A 21,828-nucleotide genomic window follows, 5' to 3' on the forward strand; every position below is an offset into this window, starting at 1 on the left:
GATTCAATTCCTCGACTTGATCAGCGTGCCGAGGCCCTGCAGGTAGGCGATCAGCGCGTCTTCTTCCGTCTTGTCCATCAGCTCGGCCGGCGCGGCGGCGATTTGCGCCTCCGTGTAGCCGTCGCCCAGGCGCTGCAGCGCGCGCAGCTTCGGCACGATGCCTGGTGCGTCCAGCTTCGTCTTCGCCAGCCACGGGTAGCCGGGCATGTTCGATTCCGGCACCACGTCGCGCGGGTTCTGCAGGTGGGTGCGGTGCCATTCGTCGCTGTAGCGGCCACCCACGCGGGCCAGGTCGGGACCCGTGCGCTTCGAGCCCCACTGGAATGGCCTGTCGAACACGAATTCGCCGGCCACCGAGTAGTGGCCATAGCGCTCGGTCTCGGCGCGGAACGGGCGCACCATCTGCGAGTGGCAGGCGTAGCAGCCTTCGCGCACGTAGATGTCACGGCCCGCGAGGTGCAGCGGGGTGTAGCGTGTCAGGCCGGCCACGGGTTCCGTCGTCGACTTCTGGAAGAACAGCGGCACGATCTCCACCGCGCCGCCCACCGACACGACCAGCGTGACGAGGGCGATCAGCAGCCAGGGGTTCTTCTCGATCCATTCATGTGAAAATTTCATTTCAGTTTCTCCCTCAGTTTCCTTAAGCCGCCTTGAGTTGCGGGATGGCGGCCACCGGGGTTTCGCGACCGCGCAGGGTCATGAAGGTGTTGTAGCCCATGACGACCATGCCGGACAGGTACATCAGGCCGCCGACGAAGCGCACCACGTAGTACGGGTAGGTGGCCTTGACGCTTTCCACGAAGGTGTAGGTCAGCGTGCCGTCCGGGTTCACGGCGCGCCACATCAGGCCCTGCATGACACCGGCGATCCATATCGCGGCGATGTACAGGACGATGCCGATGGTGGCGACCCAGAAGTGCAGGTCGATCAGGCGGGTGCTGTACATCTTTTCGCGGCCGGCGAGGCGCGGCAGCAGGTAGTAGATGGAACCCATCGTGATGAAGCCGACCCAGCCCAGCGCGCCGCCGTGGACGTGGGCGATGCCCCAGTCGGTGTAGTGCGACAGCGAGTTGACGGTCTTGATCGACATCATCGGGCCTTCGAACGTGGCCATGCCGTAGAACGACAGCGAGACGATCATGAGTTTGAGGATCGGATCGGTGCGCAGCTTGTGCCAGGCGCCCGACAGCGTCATGATGCCGTTGATCATGCCGCCCCACGACGGTGCCAGCAGGATCAGCGAGAACACCATGCCCAGCGATTGCGTCCAGTCGGGCAGCGCCGTGTAGTGCAGGTGGTGCGGACCGGCCCACATGTAGGTGAAGATCAGGGCCCAGAAGTGCACGATCGACAGGCGATACGAATACACGGGGCGCTCGGCCTGTTTCGGGATGAAGTAGTACACCATGCCCAGGTAGCCGGCCGTCAGGATGAAGCCCACGGCGTTGTGGCCGTACCACCACTGGATCATCGCGTCCTGCACGCCGGTGTACATCGAGTACGACTTCGTCAGCGAGGCGGGCATGCTCATGCCGTTCACCACGTGCAGGATCGTCACGGCCAGGATGTAGCCGCCGAAGAACCAGTTGGCCACGTAGATGTGCTTGACCTTGCGCTTGACGATCGTGCCGAAGAAGACGATGGCGTACGCGATCCAGACGATGGCGATCAGGATCGTGATCGGCCATTCCAGTTCGGCGTATTCCTTGCCGCGCGTGAGTCCCATCGGCAGCGTGACGACGGCCGACAGGAGGACGGCTTGCCAGCCCCAGAACGTGAAGGCGGCCAGCTTGTCGGAGAACAGGCGTACCTGGCAGGTCCGTTGCACGACGTAGTACGAGGTGGCGAACAGGCCACTGATGCCGAACGCGAAGATGACGCCATTGGTATGCAGCGGGCGCAGCCGGCCGTACGTCAGCCAGGGAATGTCGAAGTTCAGTGCGGGCCAGGCCAGCTGGGCGGCGATGATGACGCCGACGAGCATGCCGATGATGCCCCACACTACGGTCGCAATCGCGAACTGCTTCACGACCTTGTAGTTGTAGTTCAGTTGTTGTTCCATTTGAGGACCCCGAGAACACTTGTGGTAGATGTGCCTCAAGGTTACGCAAGCGGACCTGCAAAAACTTTGATGTGGATCAAAAATTGCCGGGACGTACTACTGTGTGGCGAATTGAACGATCACGGGTGGCAGGGATGCTGCAGGAGCCCTTATGGCATAAGACCTAGTTCGAAATGACTAGGTGAGCAGGAAGACAATCTTGCGCCGCGAATTAATCGGGGACAGCCTCCGAAATGCGAACGGAGGCTGTCCCCGATTTGCGCAGCGTTCGTCCGCCGCGTCGTCAGCGGTCGGGCGTGTCGTCGTCGTGCAGGATGCGCAGCGCGGGACCTTCCAGGTCCTCGAACTGGCCGTCGTCGGAAGCCTTGAAGAAGACCCACAGCGCGCCGAAGACCAGCGCGATGCTGAGGGGAACGAGCAAGAACAGCGATTCCATGACTTACCTCGCGCGCAGGCGCAGTGCGTTGACGATGACGATGGCGGAGCTGGCGGCCATGCCCACGCCCGCGAGCCATGGGCCCAGCAGGCCGAAGGCGGCAGCCGGGATGGCGACGATGTTGTACACGGTGGCCCAGGCCAGGTTCTGGCGGATCACGCGCATCGTGGCCGCAGCCATCGCCGCCGTCTCGCCGACCATGCCCAATTGACCATGCAGCAGCACGGTGTCGGCGTGCACCTGCGCCAGCGCCGCGCCCGAGCTCATCGCGAACGAGACGTCGGCGGCGCTCAGCACGGCCGCGTCGTTGATGCCGTCGCCCACCATCGCGACGACAGCGCCGGCCGCCTGCAGGCGCTGGACGTATGCCAGCTTCTGTTCCGGCAGGCAGTCGCCCAAGGCGATGCCGATGCCGAGCCGCTGCGCGACCTGGTCCGCCAGGGCCTGGCGATCGCCGCTCAGCAGCACGACCTGTTTGCCGTGGGATCGGAACAGGTCCACCGTCCGCTGCGCGTCCGTGCGCAAGCTGTCGCTGACGGCGAAGCACGCCAGCCAGCGCCCTTGCGACACCAGCCAGACGGTCGTGGCGTCGGCACCCGCATTGGTGTCGGGCGGCGCGCTGCCGGCCAGCATGGCGGCAAAGGACGCATTGCCGAGACGGTAACGCTGGCCGGCGACGGTGCCCTCCAGCCCCTGGCCCGGCAACTCCAGCAGGTCCTCCGCGTGCCAGGTGACGAGGTGCGGCAGCGCGTCGGCATGCGCGGCGATGGCGCGGCCGATCGGATGCAGGCTGCCCGCTTCCAGCGCCGCCGCCAGCTGCGCGGCCGTGGCACTGTCCATGTCGTTGAAGGTGTGGACCGCTTGCACGGTGGGCCGGCCGGTGGTCAGCGTACCGGTCTTGTCGAACACGATATGGGTGGCGCGGTGCAGCGTCTCCAGCACGTGCGGCTGCACGACCAGGATGCCCTTGGCCAGCAGGCTGTCGGTGGCGGCCGCCAATGCGGACGGCGTCGCCAGCGACAACGCGCACGGGCACGACACCACCAGCACGGCGATCGCCACGGGCCAGGCGCGCGCGGGGTCATGCCAGCTCCAGAATGCCAACGTGGCAATGGCGAACAACAGCAGCGCCAGCACGAAGCGCGAGGCGGCCTTGTCGGCCCATTGGGCGATGCGGGGCTTGGCCGCACCGGCCCGCTCCACCAATTTCAATAGTCCCGACAGGGTGCTGTCGGCCACCGGTTTGGTGACGCGCAGCACCACGGCGCTGCTGGTGTTGACGGCGCCGCCCGGTACCGCGTCGCCCGGGCCCTTCGGCTGCGGCACGCTTTCGCCCGTCAGCAGCGCCAGGTCGACGGCCGTGCGGCCCTCGACGATGACGCCATCCGCCGAAAACGCTTCACCCGGCTTGACGGCGATATGGTCGTCCGCCACCAGCGCGGCGGCCGGCACGACGGTGCTGTCACGTGCCGGCCAGCCTGCCAGCTTGCTGGCCGATGCGGGCAGTGCGTGCTGCATGCGTTCCAGTGCGCCGGCCGCCTTGCGCCGTGCCAGCAGCTCCAGGTAGCGGCTGGCCAGCAGCAGGAAGATGAACATCGTGACGGAATCGAAATACACGTCGCCGCTGCCGCGCCACGTGGCCACCACGCTGCCGAGGAAGGCGGCGCCGATGCCCAGCGCGACGGGGACATCCATCCCCAGCACGCGCGCGCGCAGGCTGGCCCACGCGCCGGCAAAGAACGGCTGCGCCGAATAGACGATAGCGGGCAACGTCAGCAGCAGGCTGGCCCAGCGCATCAGCGCGGCCATGTCGGCGTCGAGCGTGCCGTCTTCCGCCATGTAGGCGGGCGCCACGTACATCATCACCTGCATCATCGACAATCCGGCCACGAACAGCTGGCGTCCCAGCGTCCGGCTGGTCTTGCGCAGCTGCTCGCTGTGGCGCGCCGCGTCGTACGGGAATGCCGTATAGCCGATCGTGCGCAGGGCCTGCAGCAGATCCGACAACTTGACGGCATCCTGGCGCCAGCGCACCGTCAATCGTTCGGTGGCGACGTTCAGGCTGGCCGCCGTGACCCCGTCGATTTTCAAGAGCCGGTGTTCGATCAGCCACACGCAGGCGGCGCAGCGGATGCCTTCGACCAGCAGCACGGCTTCGGCCTGCTCCGTGCCGTCCGCGCTGTAGAGGGGATCGCTGTCGTACAGACGCAATTCCGGCGGTACCAGGTCGGCCGCCGTGCCGGCGGTCGCGGCAAAGCCCGTGCGTTCACGGTAGTAGCTGGCCTGGCCGATGTCGACGATGGTGCGGGCCACCGCTTCGCAGCCGGGGCAGCACATGGCGCGGTCGATGCCGTCGATGGGCACGTGCCAGCGCGCGTCCTCCGGTACCGGCAAGCCGCAATGGAAGCACGCCAGCGGTTGCGGCAGGGCGCTCATGGGGTGCCCACGCACAGGGCGTCCAGCCAGCCGTGCGGCAGGCCGCCCGCGTAACGGGCGATGCCCAGCAGGCCGAATGCCAGCACCAGCAGGCCGCAGGCGATGCGCACGCGGCGCTGCTGCAGCGTGGCGCGCAGGCGCGCACCGGCCAGGCCCAGCGCCAGCAGCATCGGCAGCGTGCCCAGGCCGAACGCCAGCATGACGGCGGCGCCGCCGGCCGCGGAGCCGGACAGCAGTGCCGTCAACAGCACGCTGTAGACCATCCCGCACGGTACCCAGCCCCACAGGCCGCCCAGAGCGAAGGCCTTGGGCAGCGTATCCATCGGCAGCAGGGGCTTCATCAACGGCTGCACGCGGCGCCACAGGATCCTGCCGGCCTGCTCGACGTGCGCCAGGCCGCGCCATGCATCCATCAGGTACAGGCCGAGGGCGACCAGCATCGCGTTGGCCAGCAGGTAGGCGATGCCCTGCCACGCGGCGACGCGGGCCAGGCTGGCGGCACCGTTGGCGAGACCGGCCGCCAGGGCCCCCGCGACCATGTAGCTGCCGATGCGGCCGGCGTTGTAGGCCAGTACCCGCGCGACGCCGCTGTCGGCCAACGCCAGTGCGGCCGTGCCGCCCGCGGGCACGATCGGAATCGCGCGGCGCGGCGCGCCGGCGCTCAGCGCGCCGACGATGCCGCCGCACATACCGATGCAATGCACGCTGCCGGCCAGGCCGACGGCAAACACGGGAAGCAGGTTGAGCGACATGGTCAGATGGTTTTCGAATAACGCAGCGGTTGCGGCTGCGCGGAATCGGCCGCCTGCGCGCGTGCCTGCTGCAGGTGGCGGTCGAACAGCATGCAGAGATTGCGGATGGTCAGCCGGCCTTTCAAGGTGACGGAAATCCAGCCGTCCTCGATGGTCACCAGGCCGTCGGCGACGAACTCCTGCAGCTGTTCCAGCTCGCGCGCGAAATACTCGCCGAAGCGGATCGGCCAGGCCTGCTCGATGGATCGGGTGGACAGCTCGAAGTTGCACATCAGGCGCTGGATGATGATCCGGCGCAGCAGGTCGTCGCTGTCGAGCTTGTAGCCGCGCGCGACGGGCAGCTTGCCTTCGTCCAGGCGGGCATAGTAGTCGTCCAGCGTCTTCTCGTTCTGGCTGTAGGTGGCGTTGACGGCGCTGATGGCCGAGACCCCCACGGCGACGAGGTCCATCTCCGCGTGCGTCGAATAGCCCTGGAAGTTGCGATGGAGCCGGCCCTGGCGCTGCGCCACGGCCAGGTCGTCCTCCGGCTTGGCGAAATGGTCCATGCCGATGTACACGTAGCCGGCGGCCGTCAGGCGGCTGATGCACAGCGCCAGCATCTCCAGTTTCACCTGGGGCGCGGGCAGCTCGCTTTCCGCGATGCGCCGCTGCGGCTTGAACAGGTGCGGCATGTGCGCGTAGTTGTACAGCGCGATACGGTCCGGATTGGCGACGATGACTTTCGACAGCGTCTGCTCCATCGTAGCCATCGTCTGCTTCGGCAGGCCGTAGATCAGGTCGATGCTGATGGAGCGGAAGCCCGCGTCGCGCGCCGCGTGCATGATGGCGATGGTGTCCTCGCCCGGCTGGATGCGGTTGACAGCCTTCTGCACGTCCGGATCGAAGTCCTGCACGCCCAGGCTCAGACGATTGAAACCTTGCTTGCGCAGCGACTGCACCCGCGCGGCGTCGACCGTGCGCGGGTCGATCTCGATCGAGTATTCGCCTTCGCTGTCGGGTGCGAAGACGAACTTGCGGCGCAGGTGCGCCATCAGGTCTTCCATCTGGCGGTCGCTGAAGTAGGTCGGCGTACCGCCGCCGAAGTGCAGCTGCTCGACGCGGTTGATGCCGTCGAACAGCGTGCCCTGCATGTCGATTTCCCGCTTCAGGTAGTCCAGGTAGGTGGCCGCCTTGCTGCGGTCCTTCGTGACGATCTTGTTGCACGCGCAGTAGTAGCAGATGTTCTCGCAAAACGGCACGTGCACGTACAGCGACAACGGCCGCCGGCCGCCGCGCATCTTGAGTCCCGCCTGGGCCTCCAGGAAGCTGCCGTAGCCGAAGCCGGGCGTGAAGCGGTCCGCCGTCGGGTAGGACGTGTAGCGGGGCCCGGATATCCTCAGTTTCTGGATGACGTTGGCGTCGACCTGCACGGAGGGAACCAGGGCAGCGGGGGCGATGACGGTGTTCATGATCGTTCTTCTATTTTTTAAAGTTGGGTCAGGCGGCCAGCCGTTTCAGGTTCCCGGCCGCGGGGCGGCGCGCCAGGGCGCGCTGGGTGGGCTTGCCGAAGTTGAACAGGCTTACCGCTTGCGTCAGGCCATTGGCTTCCTCGGCCAGGCTGCTGGCGGCTGCCGCCGCTTCCTCGACCAGCGCCGCGTTCTGCTGCGTCACCTGGTCCATATGGGCGATGGCCTTGTTGACCTGGTCTACGCCGGCACTCTGTTCGCGCGAGGCGATCGAAATCTCCTGCATGATGCTGGTGACCTGCTTGACGGACGTGACGACCTGCTCCATCGTCGCGCCGGCGCGATGGGCCCGCTCCATGCCGGTGCCGACCTTCGACACGGACACTTCGATCAGCTGCTTGATGTCCTTGGCCGCCAGGGAAGAACGCTGCGCCAGGTTGCGCACTTCACCTGCCACGACGGCGAAGCCGCGGCCCTGTTCGCCGGCGCGTGCTGCCTCGACGGCGGCGTTCAGCGCCAGGATGTTGGTCTGGAAGGCGATGCCTTCGATCAGCGCAATGATGTCGACGACCTGCTTTGACGAGTTGTTGATCTCGTCCATCGTCGTGATCACTTCCGCGACGATGGCGCCGCCCTGCTCGGCCACGCTTGACGCCGCCAGCGCCAGCGTGTTCGCCTGCAGCGAGTTGTCGGCGTTGGCCTTGACGGTCGAGGAAAACTCGTCCACCGACGAGGCCGTCTCTTCCAGGCTGGCGGCCTGCGATTCCGTCCGGCCCGACAGGTCGGCATTGCCGGCGGCGATCTGGCGCGTGGCGACGGCCATCGTCTCGACGTTGACGCGCACGTCGCGGATCGTTGCGATCAGGTTGTTGTTCATCTGCTGCAGGGCGCGCAGCAGCTGGCCCGCTTCGTCCGTGCTGTCCGTCTCGAAGGTGCCGGACAGGTCGCCGGCCGCGATGCGGCGTGCGCCGTCGATGGCACGTGCCAGCGGCTGCAGCATGCCGACCCGCAGCGTGTACCACAGGAAGACGTTGATCAAGAGGCCAGCGAAGGTGGCGCCGAAGATGCCGTAGCGGATTGCGCCCGTGGTGCCTTCGGCGAACAGGCTGGCGATGCACACGCCCAGCAGCAGCGTGTTGACGACGCTGGTCGACAGCCAGATGCGCATCGCCAGCGACACGTGCGACAGCCGGCCCAGGAGGTGCGGCAGGCCGCGGCGGATGATCTGGCCGTTGCGGATCTCGAGGTCCCTGCGGCCCTCGGCCAGCGCGCGGTAGGCGGCGATGGCCGCGTTGACCTGGCTGCGTTCCGGGCGGGTTCGCACGGACATATAGCCGACGGTACGGCCCGCTTCCTTGATCGGCGTGATGTTGGCTTTCACCCAATAGAAGTCGCCGTTCTTGCAGCGGTTCTTGACGAGGCCCGTCCAGGGCGTGCCGGCGCGGATCGATGCCCACAGGTCGGCAAACGCCTGCGGCGGCATGTCCGGATGGCGCACGATGTTCTGCGGTGCGCCGATCAGCTCTTCCTCGGTGAAGCCGCTGACCTGGACGAAATACGGGTTCACATAAACGATGTTGCCTTCCAGGTCGGTCTTCGAGACGATGGCCTGATCCGGGTCGAGGTCCACTTCCTGGTTGGTGACGGGCAAATTCTTGCGCATCGGGATAACTCCTAAGCCTGTGTTGTGTTGGCGGCGCCCTTGGGAGCGCTCTATGCTGACGGTGTATTTCTGTATGGCAATACACGACAGGAACCAGTTTAGGGAGGGCAACCTCCAAAATCCTTGATGTAGATCAAAATTGGAGGAATGCAGGACACATGCCGCAGCGCGTTCGCACGGCTGCAACAGCGGGGATGACGGAGTGGAAACGGGATGCGCAGCGGGTGCCGCGCAAGGGAGGCATTACGGAGGAACTACGGTAGAGCTCGTGTCCCACCCCGGGGTCAGTCACCGGAATGGGACACGAGCTCGGCAGTACTAAGTCAGACCGTTTCGCCGAGCGGCTTGTCGCTGCCGCCGGCGGCGACGTCGCGCACGTTCTTCTGTACGGCCACCGCGGCAAACAGGCTCAGCGTGTAGGCCATTGCATAGAACCCTTTCTCGCTGGGCGCCAGCGTCGCGTTAAAGAGGCCGACGGCCAGCAGCACCAGTGCCGACAGCGTGGCGATCCAGCACAGGCCGAAGTACATCGACGTCACCGGCGTGCCTTCCAATCGGTCGCGCACGGACTTCTGCAGCGAGATCGCGCCGAACAGGCCATACAGCAGCACGGTCAGGTAATAACCCTTTTCGTTCAACGCCATTGTGGCGTTGTACAGCCCGGCTAGATAGGCAACAGCGCCGATCAGCATAGCCAGCCAGGCGGCGCCGACAAACGCGGCGGTGGGTCGTTGTACGGTCGTCATGGAGTCTCCTTGCTATCGCGGCACGTCGCCGCACGTTGCATGATAGCAAAAGGTCAAGTCCTGACCTTGAATTTGCGCAACACTTTGGTCACGAGGGAAACCACCGCCAGTACCACGGCCCCCGTCAGAACGCCCACGACAATGTCCGCCACGTGCGGCGTCAGCCAGCCCAGCGCGGGGCCGACGCCGCCGACCGTCTGTACCGACTCGGCGGCATGGTGGATCACATCATGCAGCAGCGGGATGCCGTGCGTCAGGATGCCGCCGCCCACCATGAACATCGCCACGGTGCCCAGCACGGACAGCAGCTTCATCAGTTGGGGCGCCGCGGCCAGCAGGAAGCGGCCCAGGGCACGCACCGCGGCCATGCCCGCGCCGGCCCGTTGGCTCAGGTACAGGCCGGCGTCATCCATCTTGACGATGCCGGCGACGATGCCGTACACGCCCACCGTCATCAGCGCGGCAATGCTGACCAGTACGGCCACCTGCTGGCTGAACGGTGCGTTCGCCACGGTGCCCAAGGCGATGACGATGATTTCGGCGGACAGGATGAAGTCCGTGCGCACGGCGCCGCTGATCTTTTCCTTTTCCAGCGCGCACAGGTCCACTTCAGGATTGGCGACCGCCGCGACCAGTTCGGCGTGGTGCTGCGCGTCTTCTTCCTTGCTGTGCAGGAATTTATGGGCCAGTTTCTCGAAGCCTTCGAAGCACAGGTAGGCGCCGCCGATCATCAGGAGCGGCGTCACGGCCCAGGGCGCGAACGCGCTGATGGCCAGGGCGGCAGGCACGAGGATAGCCTTGTTCTTCATCGATCCGACAGCGACGGCCCAGACCACAGGCAATTCGCGGTCGGCCTTGACGCCGGCCACCTGCTGGGCGTTCAGCGCCAGGTCGTCGCCCAGCACGCCGGCGGTTTTTTTCGCGGCCACCTTGCTCATGGCGGCGACGTCGTCGAGAATGGTGGCAATATCGTCGATCAGGGCTAGCAGGCTGGTTCCGGCCATCGGTGGCTCTCTCTTAAGGAAGTGGTTGGACCGGCAATCTTACCTTACCCGGCGAGCGGACCCCGCCGTCTTGATGTTGGCGTTACTCTACAATTGTTGTTTTTAACGGATTTTCCATGAGCTTTGCCACCTGGCTCGGTTTTGCCATCTCCGCCATCATCATCGCCGTCTCCCCGGGATCGGGCGCCGTGCTGTCGATGTCGCACGGGCTGTCGTACGGGGTGCGCAAGGCCAGTGCCACCGTGATGGGTTTGCAGCTGGGGCTGCTGCTGCTGCTGTTCATCGCCGGGGCCGGCGTGGGCTCGCTGCTGCTGGCCTCCGAGCTGGCATTCAATGTCGTCAAGACGGTCGGCGCGCTGTACCTGATCTGGCTCGGGCTGTCGCAGTGGCGCGCGCGAGTGCATGGCGGCCGCGACGTCAGCGTGAGCAAGGAAGCAACGTTGCCATCGACAGGCCGGCGCGTGCTGACGGGTTTCCTGACCAACGCCACCAATCCGAAAGGCATCATCTTCATGGTGGCCGTGCTGCCGCAGTTCATCACGCAGGGCGAACCGGTGCTGCCGCAGCTGCTGATCCTGGCGGCGACGATGATTGCCATCGACATGACCGTCATGCATGGCTACGCGCTGCTGGCCTCGACGATGCAGGGCTATTTCCGCGACCCGCGCGCGCTGCGGGTGCAGAACCGCGTGTTCGGCGGCCTGCTGATGGGCGTGGGCACGGCGCTGTTCTTCGTGAAGCGGCAGGCGTGAACCCGGCTGGTCGCAACTGCTTCAATTTGTAACGGCTGTCGGCGTATGGCGGCGCTGAGCGTTAACCCCGGATAACGCTCCGGAGACACCGATGAACCGCAAGACCCTGCATTTCCTGTTGCTGGCCGCCCTCGTGGCCGTTTCCTCCGTCGCGCTGGCCGACGATCCGCCGGCGCGCGTGGGCCGCATTGCCGCCGTCGAGGGCAGCGTCACCGTGCGCGGCACCGACGGCAGCGAAACCGGTTCGCTGCTGAACTGGCCCGTCACCGCCGACCACCATGTCAGCACGGCCGCCGGGGCCCGCGCCGAAGTCCGCATCGGCGCCGCGGCGATCCGGCTCGACGGCGACAGCGACCTGGAAGTCGAGCAGCTGGACGACGACACGATGCGCCTGCGCCTGCACCACGGCGCCGTCAGCGTGCGCCTGCGCGATGCCGGCATGCTGGGCGGCTTCGAACTGGCCACGTCGCACGCGCGGGTGCTGCTGACGGAGCCGGGCGCGGTGAAGGTCGAGGCCGAGCGCACTCCCGACACCACGCGCGTGACGACGTTGCAAGGCATCGCCCGCGTCGAAGGCGGCGGCACGACGTTGACGCTGCGTGCCGGCAAGCGTGCCGACGTGCGCGACGACGATATCGCCACGGGCCAGGCGCTGGCCGACAGCTTCGACGCATGGGGCCAGAACCGCGACCGCCGCGAGGAAGCCAGTATCGCCACGCGCTACCTGTCCACCGACGTGACGGGCTACGAGGAACTGGACCGTTACGGCAGCTGGACCGTCAACAGCGACTACGGGCCGCTGTGGGCACCCCGCAACGTGGCGGCCGACTGGGCGCCTTACCGCGACGGCCGCTGGACGTGGCTGTCGCCGTGGGGCTGGACCTGGGTCGACAACGCACCGTGGGGCTATGCCCCCAGCCACTATGGCCGCTGGGTGCAGGTCAACCGGCGCTGGTGCTGGGCACCCGGCCGCGTTACCGGCCGCCCCGTGTGGGCACCGGCGCTGGTGGGCTGGGTCGGTGGTGCCAACTGGGCCGTCCAGTTCAACAGCCGCCATCGCGGTCCGGGCCTGGGCTGGTATCCGCTGTCGCCACGCGAGCGCTTCGTGCCGCACTATCGCGTGACGCCGCAGTACGAAGAACGGCTGGGCTGGCGCTACCACGGCAACGACCGCCGCGGTCCCTACGCGCCGGACGGCCGCCGCGACGGCCTGACCGTGGTGCCGCGCGACCGCTTCGAGCAGCGCCGCACGGTCTCTGTCAACAACGTGCCGCGCGCCACGATCTTCCCGAATACGATCAGCACCTTGCCGCCGGGTGTGCCGGTGACGCCACCGGGCGTCGCGCCGCGCCCGGGCGACCGCAATGCCGACGGCATCGCCGACCGCCTGCAGCGTGACCGCAACCACGATGGCATCGCCGATGGGGTGCAGGGCCCGGACCGCAATCGCGACGGCATCGCCGACCGCCTGCAGACGCCGGACCGCAACCAGGACGGCATCGCCGACGGCATGCAGCCGCGCCCGGGCCGCTTCATCGGCACGCAGGAACGCGACCGCAACGCCGACGGCATTCCCGACCGGGCGCAAGGCCTGCCCGACCCGCGCGGCGACCGCAATGGCGACGGCATCCCAGACCGGGCCCAGGGCCTGGTCGATCCGCGCCATGACCGCAATGGCGACGGCATTGCCGACCGCGCGCAGGGGAACGTGATCACGACGGGCCCGGCCACCCGCTTCACGCCGGCCGTCGACCAGGCCGAACGCCGCCACCGCATGCTGGAAGAGCAGGTGGAGCACCGCCGCGAGCTGCTCGACGCCCGCCGCCGGGAGAACGAGCAGCGCTGGAACCAGCGACCGGCCCAGCCGGCGCCCAGCGCGCCGCCGGTCGCCACGGCGCCGAACCCCCGCACCGTGTTCGCGCCGGCGCCACCAACACCGGCCCCGCCGGCACCGGTGGTCGCGCCACGGCCGCCACCGCCGCCACCGGCCGCTCCGCCGCCGCCGCAGGTCCAGCCGCTAGCCCAACCGCAGCCCGGCGGCCAGCATCGGGGTCCCCGCCAGCCGCGCCAGGATGGCATCCGTGAACGCTGAGCCTGCACGTCCAGCCCCGGATTTCAACCATTCGGGCCCGGATTTGCGCAGCTTGTCACAAAGAGGTAGCAGCCGATCGCTACACTCCGTACAGTTCGATCGTACGGGAACACGGGTACGACAGGACCGGCAAACGGTCCGCCACCCAGGCATTCTCGAGACCGCACCAGCGTCCCGACTATTCCGTTATCACGAATAGTTTTTCAGCCAGCCTTCGGGCTGGCTTTTTTTTGCCTGATCGGTCCCCACCTTTGGCTACAATAACGGGTGGCCACGCCACGCTTGTCCTCATCTACGATTGGAAACATCATGTCCGCTATCCCCCCAAAAGAGTCCCTCATCGAATACCCGAGCGACTTCCCGATCAAGGTGATGGGCCCCACGCACGAGGCGTTCACCGCGACGATCATCGACGTCATCGTCAAGCACGATCCGACTTTCCATGAAGGCAAGGTCGAGACGCGTCCTTCGTCGAGCGGCAACTACACGGGCCTGACCGTCACCGTGCGCGCGACCAGCCGCGAGCAGCTCGATGCGCTGTACTCCGAACTGTCGGGCCACCCGATGGTCAAGATCGTGCTGTAACGGTACTGCCCCGGGCGGCTGCCTGCTTCTTGAGCACGCGTCGGAGACGGCGCGTATAATGGCAGGCTTCGATCCACGCAAGCTGCCCATGTCCACGACCCGACCCGAACCGGCGGTGATCCGCCACCTCGGTCAAGCCGATTACGAACCGACCTTCGCCGCCATGCGCGCCTTCACCGATGCGCGCACGGCCGACACGCCCGACGAGCTGTGGATCGTCGAGCACCCGCCCGTGTTCACGCTGGGCCTGGGCGCCGACCGCGGCCACCTGCTGGCCGGCGCCGCGCGGATCCCGGTAGTGCAGACGGACCGCGGCGGCGAAGTGACGTACCACGGCCCCGGCCAGGTCGTGATCTACCTGCTGATGGACCTGCGCCGCAACAAGCCGGGCGGCAAACTGTATGCGCGCCAGTTCGTCCATAAAATCGAGCAGGCGATCATCAATGTGCTGGCGGCGTATAATCTGGCCGGCGAACGGGTCGACGGCGCGCCCGGCATCTATATCGCCGGCGGCCCCAAACGGGGCGCGAAGATCGCCGCGCTGGGCCTGAAAGTGCGCGGCAACGGCTGCACCTATCACGGCGTGTCGCTGAACGTGGCGATGGACCTGGCGCCGTTCACGTGGATCAACCCGTGCGGCTATGCCGGCCTGGAAACCGTCGACATGCGCACGATGGGCGTGGAAGCGCCGCTGCACGACGTGCAGCAGGCGCTGGCCAACGAACTGGTCGCGCTGCTCGACGTGGGCGCCGATGCCGTCGCCGCCTAACCGAATTTACCTGAAAAGCCCTCGCGGGCAACTGTCATGACTACCGAGACCACTTCCAGCACCGCCCCCGCTTACAACCCCAGCGAGAAGCAAAAAGGCGCCAGCAAGACCTCGCGCATCCCGATCAAGATCGTGCCGGTCGAGCAGGTGGAGCGCCTGAAGAAGCCGGAGTGGATCCGCGTCAAGGCGGCATCGGCCTCGAGCCGTTTCTATGAAATCAAGGACATCCTGCGCGAGAACAAGCTGGTGACCGTGTGCGAGGAAGCGTCGTGCCCGAACATCGGCGAGTGCTTCGGCAAGGGCACCGCCACGTTCATGATCATGGGCGACAAGTGCACCCGTCGCTGCCCGTTCTGCGACGTGGGCCACGGCCGCCCGGACCCGCTGGACGTGGACGAGCCGGGCAACCTGGCCAACACGATCGCCAAGCTGCGCCTGTCGTACGTCGTCATCACCTCCGTCGACCGCGACGACCTGCGTGACGGCGGCGCCGGCCACTTCGTCGAGTGCATCACGAAGACCAAGGCCCTGTCGCCGAAGACCCAGATCGAAGTGCTGGTGCCCGACTTCCGCGGCCGCCTGGAAAAGGCCCTGAACATCTTCGCGGACGGCCTGCCGGACGTGATGAACCACAACCTGGAAACGGTGCCGCGCCTGTACAAGGAAGCGCGCCCGGGCGCCGACTACCTGCACTCGCTGAAGCTCCTGAAGGACTTCAAGGCCATGTACCCGCACGTCAAGACCAAGTCGGGCCTGATGGTCGGCCTGGGCGAGACGGACGAGGAAATCCTGCAGGTGATGCGCGACATGCGCGAGCATGACATCGACATGCTGACGATCGGCCAGTACCTGGCGCCGTCGAACAGCCACCTGCCGGTGCGCCGCTACGTCCACCCGGATGTCTTCAAGATGTTCGAGGAAGAAGCGTACAAGATGGGCTTCGGCCACGCCGCCGTGGGCGCGATGGTGCGCAGCTCGTACCATGCGGATGTGCAGGCGCATAACCTGCTGGAGGCCGTGAACAGCTAGAAGTAAATGAGGCAATCCAGAAGTTGGTGAGACAAATTCAAAGGCTGTAAGCCAATTCCGAATTGGAACAGCCCAAAGAAAACAATCACTTACCCTCTATTTGAGCCCTGCCCCAGAACGGAAATCTTTGACGCATCGATTGGTTCGGTGAACTGGCTTTGCCGAACCGATCGATCCGTCGAACCCAACCTGCCGTTCTCCTCTACATTTCGCGTGTCGTCGAGCAACGTTTTTTCGACAACCCGTCAGTCCTCCAGGCAACCTCCACATCACCTGCAAAAGCCCAGCGCAAAGTATGGGTTTCAGGCACGTCCATTCAAGTTTCGATACCGCAAACCAATACCGTAAGGTGTATTCCGCCTGTTGTGTTGCAAAAGTGGTTTGACAAACCTGTACATCCTTATCTATCCTTGACGATGTGGAATCGTTTCCACCCCGGCGGTTCCACAACCGTCTGGCGCCTGCACTTAGCAGACCAGTGCCGCTACACGTATGGATGGTTGGGGTGCCCTAGGGCACGATTTTCATAAAAACAGAAGGGCACACCAGCCAATCTTCCGTGAAATAAACCATAGACCGACACGATGCTGCTCACTGGCATTGTCTCTCGGTCGCTACCGAAGCACTTCCAACCGAGGAGACAAGATGAACGAGGATCGTAGCTACGAGTCGCGTAGCGTATTTAAAGCGTTGTTGCCAGGCCTGCTGTTGGCCTGTGCCGTACAAGCGAGTGCAAGCGTCACCAACCCAAGGATTGGAGGATTGATCTGGTCTGACGAGTTTAATGGCACGGTGCTGGACACCAAAATCTGGACGCCCTATGACGGCAATGGGTGCCAAATCGGCTTATGTGGCTACGGAAATGCTGAGCTCGAATATTACAGCCCGAGGAATCTGACCGTTACCGATGTACCATTCGAACGCGGTACGCGTGCACTGGCAATTCAGGCCCGTCGCGAACGCCAAGGCAGTAACGAGTTCACGTCGGGCAAAATCGATTCGTACAATAAGGTCCAGGTGAAGTACGGCATGGTGGAAATTCGCATGAGCACACCTGACCTCACCACCGGCCTGTGGCCCGCTGCCTGGATGCTTGGTACCAGTGCACAGGCCTGGCCACGCAAAGGCGAAATCGACATCATGGAAATGGGGCATAAAACCTCCGAATGGTTACAGTCGGGTGCATCTACGGCGAACCATTTTGTTGGCTCCAATGTCATCACCTGGAACCAAGCCGCTTGTGTGCCAGGTAACGAAACGTGCGCCGCCTCGACAGCTTGGAAGACCAAGAACTGGTATGTCCCGGCCACATCCTTAGTCGATCGTTTTGTGAAGTACCGTCTGTATTGGACAGATACCGAGATGCGTTTTACGGTAGAGGACAATGGTGTCGAACACGACATGTACGATAAGCCCCTGCCAGTCAACTCCGACGCTTTGAAGGCGCCGTTCTACCTGCTGCTGAACTTGGCTGTCGGCGGTAATTTCACCGACGCGGCCACGCCAAGCCAAGTCACTGCACCCTTGCCGAGCACCATGTATGTTGACTATGTGCGGATTTACGAACTGGATGGACTGGGCGAAGTCAAGCTGGGCAATCAGACTGTGCCCGAAGCGGGCAAGTTCGGTGTCTACACGGATAACTCCGCCGTCGATGCCAAGCTGGAAGCCGGCACCACGTCTGACATCTGGGTATGGAACAATAACTCGATAGGCGGTGGCTCCTTGGGCCCATACGAGGGCAATAATGTCCTTGCTTGGAGCTATAACAAGCCAGGTGATTGGTTTGGCGCGTCGATCCAATCGCGCTCGATCCGTGACATGACCAATTTCCGTAACGGCACCGTGAAATTCCGGATCAAGATCCCTGCGAATGTTTCTTTCAATATTGGTCTGGCCGATACGTACACCAATGTGAATTGGCTGAACTTCCCGGCTAACACGACCGCGTATGGGCTGGTACGCAATGGCGATTGGGCGACCGCCACCATACCGGTGTCTACGCTGGCCGGTCCATTGGTGGCGTTGCAGTCTGTCGTGGATCTGTTCATGTTCTCAAGTGACGGCAATAATCTTCCACCCACCGCCTTCCAGTTTGCGATCGACGACATCGTGTGGGACGCCGGCACGCCTGCGCAGTCCGGCCCACAGTATGTGACACAGCTCGCTCCGACCACGATCCGATTCACCTTGACTGTAGGCGAATGGGCTGACGTGCACTATACCGTCAATGATGGTGCACCGATGAACGTCCGCATGCGTCTTCAAAACGGCGTCAGCACATTCGAGGCCAGCGGACTAAAGGCTGGCGACGTGGTTCGCTACAATTTTACGTACTGGGACGCCGCCGCAAATCACGCTGTCGATACCGTGCCACAGACATATACGATGCAATAATGTGATGTGATGTGATGTGATGTGATGTGATGTGAGGCGTGTCAATCGGGACACGCTTCGGTGACCACGGATGGGAATGTGCCACAACGAGGCGCGCTCTACGCTTAGGACTTTGGTAATCGGCCTGCGCGGCTCACAGAAGCTGTCAACGACTGTTTTTCCCCTGCCCCGGGCCGCACCGGCCCGGGCGTCCCCGACTTCCTGTCGAAATTTCTGTCGAAAATTTTTACATATCGCATCTTGAATTACGTGACCGCAAAAACGACGCACAAGAATGGCCTTTGCCGTCAATGACTTGGCTCGCTTGGCGTGGTAGTGGCACAGTTTGTGCGTACGCAAGGGCTGACAGCTGTTCTTTGCGCTACATCAAACTAGGGAGGCCCGCAATGCGCTTATTGACAACCTCATTGACCGGTCTGGCCGCTGCGGCGGGCTTCGTTCTGACAAGTTCGGCCCTGGCGGCGCCCATCACGGCCGGTGGCGTCACGTGGGACCAGAACTATGCGCTGGACTTCCTGTCGTCGTCGCTGCAGGTGCAGCAGAAGATCGCGGCGGACGGCACGGCGCGCGGCTTCGGCATCATCTCGACGATGAACGGCACGGCCGCCAGCCGCTTCTGCCCCGGATGCACCGTGACGTTCCAGTATCGCGACTACCGGCCCGTCTCGACGCATGGCAACCTGACCTACTTCGGCGGCGGTGCGGTCGACATCTTCGTCTATCACGGCACCTCGACGATCGACTCCGCCGATCCGACCACGATGTCGGAAGCGAACACCGGCCTGGGTGTGCTGTGGCTCAGCATGGTGGGCCATGCCGTGGACGGCGCCACGCTGGTCGGCACGCGCGCGGGCAGCGCCAGCAACCCGAACATCGCCGGGCTGGGCCAGCTGGACGTGGTCGGCGGCGCCGCCAAGGCCTACTTCGACACCAACCAGTACGAAGACGGCTCCGACATGGGCATCAGCACCAGCTTCACGCGGCCGTACGGCCGTGGCGGCGTCAGCCACATGGTCGGCACCGGGAACTTCTTCGGTACATCGGTGGCGGTACCCGAGCCGGGCACGCTGGCGCTGGTGGGCTTGGGCCTGGCCGGCATGCTGGCCGGCCGCCGCCGCCAGCGGTAACCGCTCCGACCATCAGCCGGGCTCGTGTCCACCATGGGGTCACACCCTGCCATGGACACGACCCCAGCCATAGAGCAACGATCCCGGAAGTGATGTAAAGTCCGCGTTCAGCCCAGCGATTGCCAGGGCATCGACCGCCACAGCGCTTCCCCATGAAAAACACCTTCACCTTCCGCGCCGCCTCCATCGCCGCCCAAGAAGCGGACGAAAGCTACATCGTCGGCTTTGCCGACAGCCGCACCCAACCGCAGGAATACATCATCCTGCAGCGCTCCGTGCAGCCGGATACCGACGACGACGAACCCGACACCTACTTCCTCGAGATCAACGACCAGGAATGCTCCGGCTATGGCGGCCTGAAAAGCGCCACGCTGGGCCACGGCACGTTCACGCTCGTGCTGGCGGACGACAACGAATACGGCAACGGCCTCGACACCGTCACGGTCACGTTCGATCCCGACCAGGGCGTGCCTGCCGACCTGAAGACTTTCCTCGGCCAGATCTTCCAGGGTACGGACTGCACGTTCTCGGCAAGCTAGCGGCGTATATAATCGCCGCGTCGCCGCGCCCGGCAGAGCTCGTGTCCCACCGCGGGGTCAGTCACCAAAACGGGACACGGGCTCATCCGGGCTGCCGTTTATCTTTCCGATCCTGTAACCGTCATGAACGTCCGCATCGAGCCCAGCTGGAAACAGCAACTGCAAACCCAGTTCGACCAGCCCTACTGGGAGGAACTGACCCGTTTCGTCCGCGACGAATATGCCGCCGGCCACTGCTGCCCGCCCGGCAAGGACATCTTCCGCGCCTTCGACCTGACACCGTTCGACCAGGTCAAGGTCGTCATCCTCGGCCAGGACCCGTACCACACGCCCGGTGCGGCCATGGGCTTCTGCTTCTCCGTCCCGGACGGCAACCAGCCGCAGCCCAGCTTGCGCAATATGTTCAAGGAACTGGAAAGCGACATCGGCGTCAAGCGTACCCGCACCGACCTGTCCGACTGGGCCGAACAGGGCGTGTTCCTGCTGAACGCAGTGCTGACGGTGCGTGCCGGCAGTGCTGGTTCGCATGCGCGCAAGGGCTGGGAGACGTTTACGGACAGCGCCATCAGCACCCTGTCGCGCGAACGGGAGCACCTCGTCTTCATCCTGTGGGGCAGCTACGCGATCGCCAAGAAGGCGCTGATCGACACGACCAGGCACCACGTCATCACGTCGCCGCACCCGTCGCCGCTGTCGGCGCACCGGGGCTTCTTTGGCAGCAAGCCGTTTTCGCAGGCGAATGCCTACCTGGAGAAGACGGGCCAGCAGCCCATCGCCTGGGCGTGACCGCAGGGTGTGACGGCGATCTTCCGAGGCAAGCGCGGCAGAATTTCCGCGCCGATTAGAACGCCCGTTCGGGTTTGGTTTATGATGGTTTTTTCAGTAACGAACAATAACCGTCATGGCAGACACCAAATTCAACCCCGAGTATTTCAACACCTTCGCCAACGGCACCCTGCCGGACCACCTGGGCATCCGCATCACGGCCACGGGCCAGGGCGAACTGTCGGCGGAGCTGGACATCGCCAAGCACCACCTGGCGCCGAACGGCTACCTGCATGCCGGTACGGTGGTCACGCTGGCCGACACGGCATGCGGCTACGCGTGCTTCTCGCACCTGCCCGAGGGCGCCAACAATTTCACGACGATCGAGCTGAAGTCGAACCACCTGGGCACGGCGCGCGAAGGCGCCATCGCGGTGACGGCCAAGGCGGTCCACCTGGGCAAGACGACGCAGGTATGGGATGCAACAGTGACGAACAAGGCCAACGGCAAGACGATCGCGCTGTTCCGCTGCACGCAGATGGTGCTGTACCCGTCGAAGTAAGCCATGCTGTACGTGGGGCTGGCGATCATCGTGGCGGGCATCATGGCCGCGCTGTCGCCGCTGGCGCGCGAGTGGTACCGGGCGCGCAAATCAAAGGAAGAAGAAAGCGAAGAGGAAGAAAAAAAGCGCTGAAGGAGCGGCTACAAAGCTCAGCCCCGCAGCGCCTTTTCCAGCAGCTTGTGCAACGCCGCGAACTCCGGCTTGCCCACGTAGCGCTTGAGGATCTTGCCGTCCTTGTCGATGACGAACGTGGTGGGCGTCATCGAGACGTCGCCATAGGCTTTCGCCGCTTCGCCCGTCACGTCGAGGGCGACCTTGAACGGCAGCTGGCGCGTTTCCGTGAAATTGATGACGTAGTTGGGCGGGTCGTACTTCATCGCCACGGCGACGAACTCCAGGCCCTGCCCCTTGTATTTATTGTACGTGTCGACCATTTCCGGCATCTCCGCCACGCACGTGGTGCAGGACGTTGCCCAGAAATTGACCATGACAACCTTGCCGCGCAGGTCCTCCGGCGTGATGCGGCCGCCCTTGATGTCGACGAACGTCACCGGCGGCGCGCTCGGTGCGCTGCTCAGCGAGTAGTAGGCGCCGAAGCCGGCGGCGGCCAGCACCGCGGCGGCGATGGCCGGCTTGATCCAGGCTTTCGAGGAGGTCGTCATGGCTG

General features: G+C 64.7%; 21 protein-coding genes. 11 read left to right on the forward strand and 10 right to left on the reverse strand.

Going from position 1 to position 21,828, the window contains the following annotated elements; genetic code table 11:
• Positions 1 to 3: 3 nt before the first annotated feature.
• The 9 genes from ccoO to PX653_RS21875 all read right to left on the reverse strand — a co-directional run bounded on the left by ccoO (position 4) and on the right by PX653_RS21875 (position 10,544).
• Positions 4 to 618 carry a cytochrome-c oxidase, cbb3-type subunit II gene (gene ccoO / locus PX653_RS21835; protein WP_277414805.1) on the reverse strand — a complete coding sequence of 205 codons (615 nt, stop codon included), beginning with the start codon at positions 616 to 618 and terminating at the stop codon, positions 4 to 6.
• Positions 619 to 640: 22 nt separating this feature from the next.
• A complete protein-coding gene (ccoN, locus tag PX653_RS21840) occupies positions 641 to 2,062 on the reverse strand; it encodes a cytochrome-c oxidase, cbb3-type subunit I (RefSeq protein WP_277414806.1) in 1,422 nt (473 codons plus the stop codon).
• A gap of 283 nt (positions 2,063 to 2,345) precedes the next feature.
• Positions 2,346 to 2,498, reverse strand: a complete 153-nt coding sequence (gene ccoS, locus PX653_RS21845; RefSeq protein ID WP_277414807.1) for a cbb3-type cytochrome oxidase assembly protein CcoS — start codon at positions 2,496 to 2,498, stop codon at positions 2,346 to 2,348.
• A 3-nt stretch (positions 2,499 to 2,501) separates the two neighbouring features.
• Positions 2,502 to 4,934, reverse strand: a complete 2,433-nt coding sequence (locus tag PX653_RS21850; RefSeq protein WP_277414808.1) for a heavy metal translocating P-type ATPase — start codon at positions 4,932 to 4,934, stop codon at positions 2,502 to 2,504.
• Positions 4,931 to 5,686: a sulfite exporter TauE/SafE family protein gene (locus PX653_RS21855; protein WP_277414809.1), complete on the reverse strand. Its 756-nt coding sequence runs from the start codon at positions 5,684 to 5,686 to the stop codon at positions 4,931 to 4,933. The genes PX653_RS21850 and PX653_RS21855 overlap by 4 nt, the downstream gene beginning before the upstream one ends.
• Positions 5,687 to 5,688: 2 nt before the next feature.
• The gene (gene hemN / locus PX653_RS21860) at positions 5,689 to 7,134 is read right to left on the reverse strand and encodes an oxygen-independent coproporphyrinogen III oxidase (RefSeq protein WP_277414810.1); all 1,446 of its coding nucleotides are present in this window, start codon (positions 7,132 to 7,134) and stop codon (positions 5,689 to 5,691) included.
• Positions 7,135 to 7,162: 28 nt separating this feature from the next.
• Positions 7,163 to 8,794: a methyl-accepting chemotaxis protein gene (locus PX653_RS21865; protein WP_277414811.1), complete on the reverse strand. Its 1,632-nt coding sequence runs from the start codon at positions 8,792 to 8,794 to the stop codon at positions 7,163 to 7,165.
• A 323-nt stretch (positions 8,795 to 9,117) separates the two neighbouring features.
• Complete coding sequence (gene yiaA / locus PX653_RS21870; protein WP_277414812.1) at positions 9,118 to 9,540, reverse strand: inner membrane protein YiaA; 423 nt, start codon at positions 9,538 to 9,540, stop codon at positions 9,118 to 9,120.
• A 53-nt stretch (positions 9,541 to 9,593) separates the two neighbouring features.
• Positions 9,594 to 10,544, reverse strand: a complete 951-nt coding sequence (locus PX653_RS21875; RefSeq protein WP_277414813.1) for a DUF808 domain-containing protein — start codon at positions 10,542 to 10,544, stop codon at positions 9,594 to 9,596.
• A 116-nt stretch (positions 10,545 to 10,660) separates the two neighbouring features.
• Here PX653_RS21875 and PX653_RS21880 point away from each other — a divergent pair, with 116 nt between their 5' ends.
• The 11 genes from PX653_RS21880 (at position 10,661) to PX653_RS21930 (ending at position 21,293) form a co-directional block, all read left to right on the forward strand.
• A complete protein-coding gene (locus PX653_RS21880) occupies positions 10,661 to 11,296 on the forward strand; it encodes a LysE family transporter (RefSeq protein ID WP_277414814.1) in 636 nt (211 codons plus the stop codon).
• Between the two features lie 91 nt (positions 11,297 to 11,387).
• Positions 11,388 to 13,388 (forward strand): DUF6600 domain-containing protein, encoded by a 2,001-nt coding sequence (locus PX653_RS21885; RefSeq protein ID WP_277414815.1) that lies wholly within the window; start codon positions 11,388 to 11,390, stop codon positions 13,386 to 13,388.
• A gap of 282 nt (positions 13,389 to 13,670) precedes the next feature.
• On the forward strand, positions 13,671 to 13,973 hold the full coding sequence (locus tag PX653_RS21890; RefSeq protein ID WP_371876364.1) for a DUF493 family protein: 303 nt from the start codon (positions 13,671 to 13,673) through the stop codon (positions 13,971 to 13,973).
• A gap of 88 nt (positions 13,974 to 14,061) precedes the next feature.
• A complete protein-coding gene (gene lipB / locus PX653_RS21895; RefSeq protein ID WP_277414816.1) occupies positions 14,062 to 14,742 on the forward strand; it encodes a lipoyl(octanoyl) transferase LipB in 681 nt (226 codons plus the stop codon).
• Positions 14,743 to 14,778: 36 nt separating this feature from the next.
• Positions 14,779 to 15,771, forward strand: coding sequence for a lipoyl synthase (gene lipA / locus PX653_RS21900; protein ID WP_277414817.1), 993 nt, complete (start codon positions 14,779 to 14,781; stop codon positions 15,769 to 15,771).
• 645 nt (positions 15,772 to 16,416) lie between these two features.
• Entirely contained in the window at positions 16,417 to 18,168 is a 1,752-nt protein-coding gene (locus PX653_RS21905) for a glycoside hydrolase family 16 protein (protein WP_277414818.1), read from the forward strand.
• 386 nt (positions 18,169 to 18,554) lie between these two features.
• Positions 18,555 to 19,295 carry a PEP-CTERM sorting domain-containing protein gene (locus PX653_RS21910; protein WP_277414819.1) on the forward strand — a complete coding sequence of 247 codons (741 nt, stop codon included), beginning with the start codon at positions 18,555 to 18,557 and terminating at the stop codon, positions 19,293 to 19,295.
• 152 nt (positions 19,296 to 19,447) lie between these two features.
• Positions 19,448 to 19,834 carry an Imm10 family immunity protein gene (locus PX653_RS21915; protein ID WP_277414820.1) on the forward strand — a complete coding sequence of 129 codons (387 nt, stop codon included), beginning with the start codon at positions 19,448 to 19,450 and terminating at the stop codon, positions 19,832 to 19,834.
• A 123-nt stretch (positions 19,835 to 19,957) separates the two neighbouring features.
• Complete coding sequence (gene ung, locus PX653_RS21920; protein ID WP_277414821.1) at positions 19,958 to 20,620, forward strand: uracil-DNA glycosylase; 663 nt, start codon at positions 19,958 to 19,960, stop codon at positions 20,618 to 20,620.
• 115 nt (positions 20,621 to 20,735) lie between these two features.
• Entirely contained in the window at positions 20,736 to 21,161 is a 426-nt protein-coding gene (locus PX653_RS21925) for a PaaI family thioesterase (protein ID WP_277414822.1), read from the forward strand.
• Positions 21,162 to 21,164: 3 nt separating this feature from the next.
• A complete protein-coding gene (locus PX653_RS21930) occupies positions 21,165 to 21,293 on the forward strand; it encodes a hypothetical protein (protein ID WP_277414823.1) in 129 nt (42 codons plus the stop codon).
• Between the two features lie 17 nt (positions 21,294 to 21,310).
• Here the strand turns inward: PX653_RS21930 and PX653_RS21935 are convergent, their stop codons facing one another.
• A complete protein-coding gene (locus PX653_RS21935) occupies positions 21,311 to 21,823 on the reverse strand; it encodes a peroxiredoxin family protein (protein WP_277414824.1) in 513 nt (170 codons plus the stop codon).
• Positions 21,824 to 21,828 lie beyond the last annotated feature (5 nt).

Origin of the sequence: Pseudoduganella chitinolytica (genome assembly GCF_029028125.1) — a bacterium.
GTDB classification, from domain to species: Bacteria; Pseudomonadota; Gammaproteobacteria; order Burkholderiales; family Burkholderiaceae_D; genus Rugamonas; species Rugamonas chitinolytica.

What these genes read in the sequence shown, in the direction of transcription:
- ccoO (WP_277414805.1), bottom strand. Translation starts at nt 618, where the DNA reads ATGAAATTTTCACATGAATGGATCGAGAAGAACCCCTGGCTGCTGATC.
- ccoN (WP_277414806.1), bottom strand. Translation starts at nt 2,062, where the DNA reads ATGGAACAACAACTGAACTACAACTACAAGGTCGTGAAGCAGTTCGCG.
- ccoS (WP_277414807.1), bottom strand. Translation starts at nt 2,498, where the DNA reads ATGGAATCGCTGTTCTTGCTCGTTCCCCTCAGCATCGCGCTGGTCTTC.
- PX653_RS21850 (WP_277414808.1), bottom strand. Translation starts at nt 4,934, where the DNA reads ATGAGCGCCCTGCCGCAACCGCTGGCGTGCTTCCATTGCGGCTTGCCG.
- PX653_RS21855 (WP_277414809.1), bottom strand. Translation starts at nt 5,686, where the DNA reads ATGTCGCTCAACCTGCTTCCCGTGTTTGCCGTCGGCCTGGCCGGCAGC.
- hemN (WP_277414810.1), bottom strand. Translation starts at nt 7,134, where the DNA reads ATGAACACCGTCATCGCCCCCGCTGCCCTGGTTCCCTCCGTGCAGGTC.
- PX653_RS21865 (WP_277414811.1), bottom strand. Translation starts at nt 8,794, where the DNA reads ATGCGCAAGAATTTGCCCGTCACCAACCAGGAAGTGGACCTCGACCCG.
- yiaA (WP_277414812.1), bottom strand. Translation starts at nt 9,540, where the DNA reads ATGACGACCGTACAACGACCCACCGCCGCGTTTGTCGGCGCCGCCTGG.
- PX653_RS21875 (WP_277414813.1), bottom strand. Translation starts at nt 10,544, where the DNA reads ATGGCCGGAACCAGCCTGCTAGCCCTGATCGACGATATTGCCACCATT.
- PX653_RS21880 (WP_277414814.1), top strand. Translation starts at nt 10,661, where the DNA reads ATGAGCTTTGCCACCTGGCTCGGTTTTGCCATCTCCGCCATCATCATC.
- PX653_RS21885 (WP_277414815.1), top strand. Translation starts at nt 11,388, where the DNA reads ATGAACCGCAAGACCCTGCATTTCCTGTTGCTGGCCGCCCTCGTGGCC.
- lipB (WP_277414816.1), top strand. Translation starts at nt 14,062, where the DNA reads ATGTCCACGACCCGACCCGAACCGGCGGTGATCCGCCACCTCGGTCAA.
- lipA (WP_277414817.1), top strand. Translation starts at nt 14,779, where the DNA reads ATGACTACCGAGACCACTTCCAGCACCGCCCCCGCTTACAACCCCAGC.
- PX653_RS21905 (WP_277414818.1), top strand. Translation starts at nt 16,417, where the DNA reads ATGAACGAGGATCGTAGCTACGAGTCGCGTAGCGTATTTAAAGCGTTG.
- PX653_RS21910 (WP_277414819.1), top strand. Translation starts at nt 18,555, where the DNA reads ATGCGCTTATTGACAACCTCATTGACCGGTCTGGCCGCTGCGGCGGGC.
- PX653_RS21915 (WP_277414820.1), top strand. Translation starts at nt 19,448, where the DNA reads ATGAAAAACACCTTCACCTTCCGCGCCGCCTCCATCGCCGCCCAAGAA.
- ung (WP_277414821.1), top strand. Translation starts at nt 19,958, where the DNA reads ATGAACGTCCGCATCGAGCCCAGCTGGAAACAGCAACTGCAAACCCAG.
- PX653_RS21925 (WP_277414822.1), top strand. Translation starts at nt 20,736, where the DNA reads ATGGCAGACACCAAATTCAACCCCGAGTATTTCAACACCTTCGCCAAC.
- PX653_RS21930 (WP_277414823.1), top strand. Translation starts at nt 21,165, where the DNA reads ATGCTGTACGTGGGGCTGGCGATCATCGTGGCGGGCATCATGGCCGCG.
- PX653_RS21935 (WP_277414824.1), bottom strand. Translation starts at nt 21,823, where the DNA reads ATGACGACCTCCTCGAAAGCCTGGATCAAGCCGGCCATCGCCGCCGCG.